The sequence below is a fragment of the candidate division WOR-1 bacterium RIFOXYB2_FULL_36_35 genome (assembly GCA_001771505.1).
GTDB lineage: Bacteria > Margulisbacteria > WOR-1 > XYC2-FULL-46-14 > XYC2-FULL-37-10 > XYB2-FULL-36-35.
Genome location: MEUA01000050.1, coordinates 1 through 9,175, shown reverse-complemented (window position 1 = coordinate 9,175; position 9,175 = coordinate 1). Strand labels below are relative to the sequence as shown.

The 9,175-nt window shown below is 34.6% G+C and carries 13 protein-coding genes and 1 pseudogene; 4 read left to right on the top strand and 10 right to left on the bottom strand.

The features are described from left to right. Positions 1-91 precede the first annotated feature (91 nt). The 6 genes from A2290_08125 to A2290_08100 form a co-directional block, all read right to left on the bottom strand. Positions 92-415 (bottom strand): hypothetical protein, encoded by a 324-nt coding sequence (locus A2290_08125; protein ID OGC13585.1) that lies wholly within the window; start codon positions 413-415, stop codon positions 92-94. Positions 416-466: 51 nt separating this feature from the next. Beyond that, a complete protein-coding gene (locus A2290_08120; GenBank protein ID OGC13584.1) occupies positions 467-1,051 on the bottom strand; it encodes a hypothetical protein in 585 nt (194 codons plus the stop codon). A 13-nt stretch (positions 1,052-1,064) separates the two neighbouring features. Beyond that, positions 1,065-1,319 (bottom strand): hypothetical protein, encoded by a 255-nt coding sequence (locus tag A2290_08115; GenBank protein OGC13583.1) that lies wholly within the window; start codon positions 1,317-1,319, stop codon positions 1,065-1,067. Between the two features lie 49 nt (positions 1,320-1,368). Then, positions 1,369-1,878: an NADH dehydrogenase gene (locus tag A2290_08110; GenBank protein OGC13582.1), complete on the bottom strand. Its 510-nt coding sequence runs from the start codon at positions 1,876-1,878 to the stop codon at positions 1,369-1,371. A gap of 5 nt (positions 1,879-1,883) precedes the next feature. Further along, positions 1,884-2,249, bottom strand: coding sequence for a hypothetical protein (locus tag A2290_08105; protein ID OGC13581.1), 366 nt, complete (start codon positions 2,247-2,249; stop codon positions 1,884-1,886). 86 nt (positions 2,250-2,335) lie between these two features. Further along, the gene (locus A2290_08100) at positions 2,336-3,136 is read right to left on the bottom strand and encodes a hypothetical protein (protein OGC13580.1); all 801 of its coding nucleotides are present in this window, start codon (positions 3,134-3,136) and stop codon (positions 2,336-2,338) included. Positions 3,137-3,617: 481 nt separating this feature from the next. Between A2290_08100 and A2290_08095 the strand changes: the two genes are divergently transcribed. The 4 genes from A2290_08095 to A2290_08080 all read left to right on the top strand — a co-directional run bounded on the left by A2290_08095 (position 3,618) and on the right by A2290_08080 (position 6,478). After that, positions 3,618-4,829, top strand: a complete 1,212-nt coding sequence (locus A2290_08095) for a hypothetical protein (protein OGC13579.1) — start codon at positions 3,618-3,620, stop codon at positions 4,827-4,829. 177 nt (positions 4,830-5,006) lie between these two features. Further along, complete coding sequence (locus A2290_08090) at positions 5,007-5,522, top strand: hypothetical protein (protein OGC13578.1); 516 nt, start codon at positions 5,007-5,009, stop codon at positions 5,520-5,522. 3 nt (positions 5,523-5,525) lie between these two features. Beyond that, entirely contained in the window at positions 5,526-6,050 is a 525-nt protein-coding gene (locus A2290_08085) for a hypothetical protein (GenBank protein OGC13577.1), read from the top strand. Then, positions 6,047-6,478 (top strand): hypothetical protein, encoded by a 432-nt coding sequence (locus A2290_08080; GenBank protein OGC13576.1) that lies wholly within the window; start codon positions 6,047-6,049, stop codon positions 6,476-6,478. The genes A2290_08085 and A2290_08080 overlap by 4 nt, the downstream gene beginning before the upstream one ends. 28 nt (positions 6,479-6,506) lie before the next feature. On the opposite strand, the gene A2290_08075 is transcribed toward A2290_08080, so the two are convergent. The 4 genes and pseudogenes from A2290_08075 to A2290_08060 form a co-directional block, all read right to left on the bottom strand. Continuing rightward, positions 6,507-6,830 (bottom strand): pathogenicity locus, encoded by a 324-nt coding sequence (locus A2290_08075; protein ID OGC13575.1) that lies wholly within the window; start codon positions 6,828-6,830, stop codon positions 6,507-6,509. Continuing rightward, entirely contained in the window at positions 6,827-7,252 is a 426-nt protein-coding gene (locus tag A2290_08070) for a glyoxalase (protein OGC13574.1), read from the bottom strand. Before A2290_08070 ends, A2290_08075 begins: the two co-directional genes overlap by 4 nt. A gap of 12 nt (positions 7,253-7,264) precedes the next feature. Beyond that, a complete protein-coding gene (locus A2290_08065) occupies positions 7,265-7,678 on the bottom strand; it encodes a secondary thiamine-phosphate synthase enzyme (GenBank protein OGC13573.1) in 414 nt (137 codons plus the stop codon). 128 nt (positions 7,679-7,806) lie between these two features. Next, a pseudogene (locus tag A2290_08060) lies at positions 7,807-9,175 on the bottom strand (hypothetical protein).

Below are 9,175 nucleotides of genomic sequence, written 5' to 3'. Positions count from 1 at the left end.
GGCTTTTAATTTTTTATAAATATTTCTACCTTTTTCAAAAGTATTCATATGGTTGAAATTATACCATTTTTGAGCTGTTTTTCGTAGTTTTTCATGGTGCTAATACTTCAAACAAAACAATTAAAACTTTATCCCCTTTAGCAATCATAGCTTTATGTTTATGGGCTTCCCCTTCTGGGACAAAAAGACCATCGCCTGCTTTAAAATCAATTACTCGCCCACCAAAAGCCACTGAAAGTTTTCCTTCTAAAACATATCCTGCATGACCATTAGTACACCAATCTTTTTCTTCAAATCCATCAGAAAACTCTACTAAACGGATTTTTTGATCTCCTTGCAAGAAAACCTTTTGACGAACACCTGAAGCAGGGCTTTTCCAGTTCATATTTTTGAAATTAATTAAGTAATTATTCATTTTGATATGTTAAGCTCCACGGTTCCAAACATATAATTTTTATACTATATCTTATTTCTTCTTTATCGCAACAAATAAATCTATTCTAGGACTTTTTTTGTCCAAGCTTCTTTCATCATGGCATTCAAAATCATCAATAATTCCTGCAGGCGCATAATGTGAATTAGGCAACCATTCTGTATAGATATACCTCTTTATCTGGCCAATTGTATATCCCCACAAAAAGCCAGCTTTAGGCTTTATTGGAAATATTGCATAAGTTATGGCAGGGATTTCAAAAGCAATAAGCTCTTGCGGAACTTCTAAGGCTGATGTAACAATATCTCCGATTATATATTCAAACTTGCCTGTTTTAGGATCATAATTTCTGCTTACAGCAATAAAGCCCCACGGTTTTTTTACATTTGGGATAGCTATCTTCTTTTTTAAGGTCTCAAACTCCATTCCAATCCTACCAGCATCTTTGTATATATCTTTATCGTTTGTGCAGACAGAAATCCCGACAATATAGGTAGGCTCTTTTAGTGTTGTTATTTGAGGTTCAACTTTATCTATTTTAAAAAGATTAAACAGCATTGCAACCCCTCCAATTATAAATAAAAAGAGAATGCCTGCAACATAAAAAAATATTTTCAAAGGATATTCCTTTTTATTGCCATCTTTTAAGCTTAGGAATTGTGGAATTAGCCAGTTCTATTGCTTTTTCTTCCAGCATTCCCATTTTTTGGGCGATTTCTATGTTTTTTGCAATCTTTTGTTCCATAGTAATTCCTTCATCTGCAAACTTTCCGTTTTTAAAACAAAATTGGCAATATTCCAAACTTTTACTTCCATCCTGATTAGTTCCAAAATTCTCATCTTTTTGCATTGGCATTCCGCAGCTTTGACATATTTGTTGGCTCATTTTTTGTCCTCCTTATTTTCATAGAAAGCCTTATTTCCCTGCATTGCCCTTACCACTTATTATAATGCACTCTATCCTCTTTAAATCTATTATCCGGAGATTTCTTTTCCGCAGGATATCCTATAGGAATGAGAGCAAATGGAATTACATTTTCTGGCAAATTAAAAAACTTTTTAAAGCCATCAACCCTTTCCTTTCTAGGATAAACACCACACCAAACAGCCCCGAACCCCATATCATGTGCAGCCAAAAGCACGTTTTGAATAGCAGCAGAGCAATCTTGGGGCCAATAATCCTTATGCCTTTCAAGAACAACATCGCCGCAAACAAGAATTGCTAATGCTGCATCCTTTGCCATCGGCGCATTTACATGTATTTTAGAACATTGTTGAAGGATATTTTTGTCTGTTATGACAATAAAGTGCCATGGTTGTTGATTTCCAGCAGATGGAGCCTGCATGGCAGAAGATAAGAGTTTCTGTATTAATTCATCTGGAACTTTTAACTCTTCATATTTCCTGATGCTTCTTCTCGTTTTTATCGCTTCAAATGTTTCCATGAAATTTATTTCTTAAATTGCTTTTTCTGCCACCCAACAACTACTGGCAGCGCAAAAGTTAGTGCATAATATAAATATACATCAAGTTTGTAATATCCATCATCCACTTTGAGCATTTTAACTAAGAAAAAATAATCACAAATAATTGCAATTAAAGTCCAAAGAATAGCCATCTTTACATAATATCCAAGAGAATCTCCTTTGACCTTTTTGACCAGAACCCAAAGGGTAATAACAGTCCCAATCGGCATAATAACCCAACCAAGCATGAAATGTGGAGCTATTGCAAAGAAAATAAATCCGAGAATATATCCAATAAGCCAAAGTCCAAAACCCCAACCAAAAGCATCTTTCAAAAACTGTTTATCCATAAAATTTCCTCCTCTAGTCCCTCTCCCTTTGGGAGAGGGCAAAAGCCTTCTAGCTAACTATCATCCCAAACTGGGTGAGGGTTGCATCATTTTACCAGAAATTGGATCTCTGTCACATACTTTTTGGGATTATTAAATATCAAACCAGGCCCCTTCAAATAAACCTCCCTTGATGGAGAAATCGGCTTAATATTTTTCTCTTTCATGTAATCTAAAATCTTTTTATATGTACTTCCCAAAGAATCGTAAGGCCCCTTATGAATCAGAGTAAAAGCATGCCCTCCTTTTAAAACTTTAACAGCTATCCCCTCTTTATCTATTTTGTTTTTTATAGGAATGCAGGCTTCATAGCTTGCGTCATTTTCTTTTACGCATTCATCATAATACAAAGCAAAAGCAGTCCCACAAATATTCTTAAATCCGCAAGCACGAAACAATTTACCAAACAAAGGGCCTATTTCTTTGTAAGCACCTTGATGTTTAATGCTTGCTATTAGTATTTCAGGAATTTGTTTTTCTTGGATTTCACAATTTATATTATTCATTTTGTTTTTCTCCTTTTCTTTTAATATTTGATCAAGCTTATCAAATTTAAATTTATATTTATCAATTTCTTCGTTTATTTTATTCTTTTGGTCTTTTAGCCTTTTTACTATATCTTTGTCATTATTTATTCCTGCTATAACTTCCTTTGTTTCATCCAAAGAAAAGCCCAATTCTTTAAGATCCAAAATGAGAAGGGCTTTATCAATTTGGTCTACGCTATACCCTCGATAATTATTAAAGTCATCAATTTTGGCTGGAATAAGCAATCCAATCTCATGATAATACCGCAGTGCTTTTGGTGTAATTTGTGTTATTTTTGAAAATTCGCTTATTGTGTACACGCCTATAATACCCCCTTAATTAATTTATATAAGCATTATAAACATTCCTGTAAGGAGAAGGTCAAGGGGGAAAATTTGTCTATATTGTGCTGACATCATTCAAGACAGAAAAATATTTGATTTGTCATATTTCCAATTTAATGGGTTATTCACAATATAATTTCGGATTCGTCCCAATGATTCATTATTGCAAATAATATGATCATAATAATTGCGTTGCCAGATTGTTTGGGTTGGTGTGTTTCGTAATTCCCGATTTTTCGTGCAAATCGTAATAAAATATGCGCCATTTTGGGAATAATCATAATTTTTCAATCGAATTGATCGACGATGATGATCTGGCCTGTATTTCATATATGAAATACAACAATTTTCATTCCACAATTTAAAAATCGCGCTATAACAACATTTTTGCAAATAAAATAGATGAAATTTCGTTTTTTTTTCGAAGATTATAATATAAAAATACAACAGAATTTGAATGAAAATAATTTCAGCGAAGTTTCACTTTTATCTAAAAAAAGCGTCGAAGGCTCAAGTTGAAAAAAGGAGGACAACAATGGGATATAAATTAGATGGAAACAATGCGCTGCAAGTGGTTGCGGGCAGAGCGCCTTTTTTACCATTACATGCAACTGTTAAAAGAAGGGTTGGTGTCGGGTGTATTGCAAGCCAAGTTAGAGGTTCTTGTGGTAAGGAATTAAATAAATTAAGCTTATTGGACTTGCCTGCCAGAATTCGGAAAGCAGATAATAGGCGAGTTCTTTATCACTCTTTGATTGAACAAATAGGAATGAGCTATTTAAGCGGCAGTATCAATCCTCAAGCAACAACAGTCTTGTTATTGTTTGTTCGCCTTTCATTTGTAGAAACAATTTTTCGTGAGATTGCGGCTAACGCAAACTGTCCTTTGGCTTTGGCGGTAAGCGGCAGCGCGCAAAGAGAAGATCATGCGGCATCAGATATTGATGGGGCTGTCATTCCGCTTAACGCTAATGATGATAAATCTGCTACGGCAGTACAAAAAGAGGTAAGCCAACTTTGTGGGAATATTGGCATTAAATTTGAAACTCCAACATCTCCCGAATTATTTAATATGGGATCATTATCTTGGTTGTCAAATTTACCTGATGCCTGCAAAAGTTTTAATTGGGGGCTTTTTCTCTTTACAATGGACTTGGGAGTACTAAGTGTTGCTGGGACTCGCGGGGTGCGTGGTAAATTTATAAGCCTTTTAAGGGTGACCCATCGAGAACAATTTAGATATAATAAACAAATTGCCGATACTTATAAAGCTCCAAATAGTGAGGGACTTGACAAAGGAGATTTTTCAATAAAAAAGAATATATTAAGATGCCTTTGCCCTGCTTTTTATGCTTTAAGAGGAAAAGATTCTCTTGAAATGGCCTCCTCGTGGGATTTGTTAGTTTATGCTTATCTGAAAAATCTAATAAATCAAGAAGAGTATGAAAAGGCAGAAAGTGCCTTATCTTTTTTTATGGGATTAAGGCACGACCTTGCTTTCCTTACAGACGGAGAAGGGCCTTTAACGCCTGACTTGCTTAATAAAAGGGGTCTTTCTGCAATTCTTAGTCATAGAAGCCTGGAAAAAAATCAAATGCTTAGACAGATAAAAGAGGCTATCAGCGATTTGGCAGTATGCGGAAATAAAATCGTGGGGGGTTGCACTTAATCACAACATGAAATTATTCAAAAATCGCGCTATAGCAACAAAAATGAATAATGAGATAAAAATATTGCTACAGAAAAACACGCCAATGACCAGATTTCGTCATGTAAAAAGATTTGCTCTTTTATTAAATCCACTTTAAGCATATAATATTCTTACAAAATTACGAGTCCAATAAAAATGTCAATTATTGAAGAAATCTTAACATCAAAGGTTAAACCAAAAGAAAAAGTGACTTTGCTTGCAAAGGAATTGGAAGGAAACAAAAAATTAATTACCGATTTAATTGCATACTTCAAAACAGCCTCAACTGCTGAAAAAGGGGCTTCTATTGAAGCCATAGAATATATAACAGCCAAGAATCCTAAATTCGCCGGATCATGCTTAGATTTTATTGTTGCTCAAATAAATGGAGATGAACCGAGAGTAAAGTGGGAAGCTTGCCGCATAATTGCAAATATATCAAAAGAATTCCCAGATGAAACAGCAAATGCGATTCCAAGGCTTATAATAAATACAAAGGATGATGGAACCGTCGTAAGGTGGAGCGCGGCATCCGCGCTTACTAAAATTGCGATAAACAATCCAAAAACACAAAAAAAGCTTCTTCCGATATTTTCAGAACTTGTAAAAAAAGAGAAGAATTCTGGCGTTAAGAATGTTTATATAAAAGCATTAAAAATTTTAGGGAAATAAAATATGAATAGCAAAGACTTAAAATTTATTCTTGCTCCGTTTGGCGTTGCAGTCGGAATATCTTTTTTTACATTAATTTATATTTTCATAACAAGAAAACTAGGAATTACAAATTTGCATCAAACACTATATTTTATGCCTAAATATGTTTTAACAATGGTTGGGATTCTATCCATTATTACATTTCTACCGATTTTTCTATTGTCAGTATATTTTTTAGGGCGCAGAGGTGCGGTTGGACAATCGCCTACTTTAATGACAAATGGCATATACAAGTATGTAAGAAATCCAATGTATTCCGGCATGAGTTTTACTCTTTTTGGTTTAGGTGTCTTATTTAATAAAACAGCAGTAGTGCTTACAGGCATTACATGGCTTTGCTTAACATACTTTCAATGCAAAAGAGAGGAAAAAGAACTTACAAAAAGATTTGGAGCTCAATACATTAGTTACAAAAATAATACTCCACTTTACATGCCAAAAATTGATTTAATGTTAAAAGATTTTTTCGAAAAAGATACCAAATGAAAAAGTTGTTGATAAGCCTTGTTTTAATTGTATTTATTACCTGTACAGCTTTTGCTAAAACAGGGAAAATAACTTTATATATTGATGGGTTTCGAAGTGATAAAGGGGTTGTAAAGATAGGCTTGTTTTCTTCCAAAGAAGGCTTCCCTGACCAACCACAGAAGGCCTTCAAATCTTTGATCTCCCAGATTAACAATAGAAAATCAGAAGCCATTTTTGCAGATATTCCTTTTGGAACTTATGCAATTGGAATTCTTCATGATGAGAACTTAAACAATAAAATGGACACAAAGTTCTTTGGTATTCCACAAGAAGGTTTTGGCGCATCAAATGATGCAAAAGGGCTTTTTGGCCCCCCAAGTTTTAATGATGCCAAGTTTGTATTGGATTCAACCAATTGCAATTTAAATATAAAAGTACAGTATTAACCCCGATTATTCATAGACGAACAGAATTCTAGCAGAGTGTTGGAAATTTCCCCAGGCATGAACCCCGATTTCCTAATCGGGGTGAATCTTTCCAATTCCACCATTTTAACTTTTCTGGCTTATGTTTCTTTTTATCCGTATTTACATAATAAACAGCTGTGCGAAACACATAAAGTAAACATCTATCTTGGACTTTCCCAGCATATTTATTAGAGCTATTATAAAGCTGTTCCGGATCTTTGCCGATTAAATCGTTAAGGCTCTTAATCCCAATATTTTGAAGGTCGTTTGCTATTGATTTTCCAACACCTGGAATATCTGTTAATTGATTGATATTTTTTTGACTCTTCATGGTAAAGCTAAGTTGTCGTTATCATCAAATTTCCAAAATGGATTAAAGGCTACTTCTATTAAATGTCCATCAAAGTCTGAAAAATATCCAGAGTATCCGCCCCAGAAAACTTTTTGTGGTTGCTTTATTACCTTTGCTCCAAGTTTTTCAACCTCTTTAATTACTTCATTTACTTCTTGCTCCGATTTTGCATTATATGAAAGTGTAATTCCTGAAAATCCGGTAGCCACATCCTTGACAGTTGCATCTTCTGCTAAAAGTTCTCTTGGGTACAAACCTAAAACAATACCTCCCAACGGAAACAATGCCAAATTGTCCATACTTGCGGAAGATTTTTTCCAGCCCAAACCTTTTTCATAAAACTTTACTGATTTTTTGAAGTCTTTAACGCCAAGAGTAATAAGATTCAGTTTTTGCCGCATGGTTCAAATCCTTTATTCCCCCATCACCTTGACAACAATTCGCTTCTTTCTCTGTCCATCAAATTCTCCGTAAAACACCTGCTGCCACGGGCCAAAGTCAAGATTGCCATTTGTTACAGGAATGATCACTTCATGATGAAATAATATCGACTTTAAATGTGCATCGCCGTTTGTTTCTCCTGTTTGATGATGATGATAATTGATGTTAAAGGGTGCAAGCTTTTCAGCCCATTCCAAAAAGTCCTGTTTGATCCCAGATTCCTCATCATTTACAAAAATTGAGGCGGTAATATGCATAGCGGAAACCAAAGCCAGCCCCTCTTCAATCCCTGATTTTTTGATTATTTCAAAAACTTCATCAGTTATATTTATGATTTCTCTTTTATTTTTGGTATTAATCCATAAGTACTCAGTATATGTTTTCATAATTGAAGTTTTTAAAACAATTCATCCATTCACTTTGGCAAAGACCAGCAACAAAGACATAAACAATCTCTTATTTGCTGATTATTGTACCATGAAACACCAATAAAAGCCGTTGATCTAAGTGGGGTTTATTCCACTTCAAAAAGCATCTTTATCGGTTTATTAGATTTTGTGTCAACAAATCCATACCGGCTAACAAAAAGCCAATATAACCCCGGAGAATAACCATTCTCTGGCGGATAAACAGTCAGGAGCGTATTCTCTTTCTCTAATGATAACTTTACGGGAACCAACCCTTTAGCATAATAATCATACACAGCTCTTCCAACATTTATTACCATTACTCTTTGCAAAAGTTTATTTTTATTAAACTCAGAGCTAAATGCTATCTCCCAGATTTTGTCAGAAGGAACTTTCCCTCCGTCAATGTATTTTTGATCATATCCTTCTTTGTTTGTTTTATAAAACTCTGTCCAATTTCCATAGGAATAATAAGCATTTGAAGAGACTTCATACTTATCTTGGATTCCTCTCATATATAAAAATTTTTTGCTCTCAGATTTTGGATACCCTTCTCTCTTCCAATCGCGATTGCCCAAAAGAGAAATATCAAAATCATCCAATAAAAATGCCTTATAACTTATTTGTGCGCGTTCATTTGGAACAGATGGGACATCATCCCAAGTTGCATCAAGATGGAACCATTCCTCATCAATTTTAACCATATTCCAAGCATGTCCGTCTCTTGCTCCCAAGGGACTGTCAGCCTCTCCGCAAATAATAATATTTTCCACCCCCGCCACGTCAAGAAGAAGCTTTGCGGCTTCTGCATACCCTGAACAAACCCCAACCCCCAAAACCAAAACCCCATAAGAAGTATAAGATTCTGGAGGGATAGTGTTCGTCCTATAACTATCCCAGTCACAAACAGAATTAAGAATAATATAATCATGAATTGCCAAGACCCTTTCAAACTCATTATATTCGGGCTTTATTATCTCCTCTATGATTTTATCCGCCTTAAACCCCACAATCTTCTTCTGCGGCATATTAATTTCAAAATCTTTTCCTTTAAGATAGGGATAAACATTTTGAAGGGGAGAATAATCCTGAATAGGATTCCCTTCTAAGTAAACATAAAGCAATCCCTTCAAATTGCTAAGTAAAGATACGTCTTTTATTTGATTTCCATCTAAATATAAGGTCTTTAGATTTTTTAGATGCTGAATCCCTTCAAGACTTTTAATCCCTAATTCGTCTGCATCCAAGAATTCAATTTTTGCAGTCATAGAGAAAGTTATTTCTCCTTGATAATTATCTAACGCTTTTCTAATCGCATGCTCAAGTTGTTTATCTGGGAAATAAACAAGCTTATCAGGAAAGGATGTGGCCCCCATGCACAAAAAAAACAGCAAAGCTAAAAGCCCTTTTTTATAATATTTCATCACAAAAATGATTCTAATCTTTGTTAATAATATTTGCAATTCATTTTTCAGT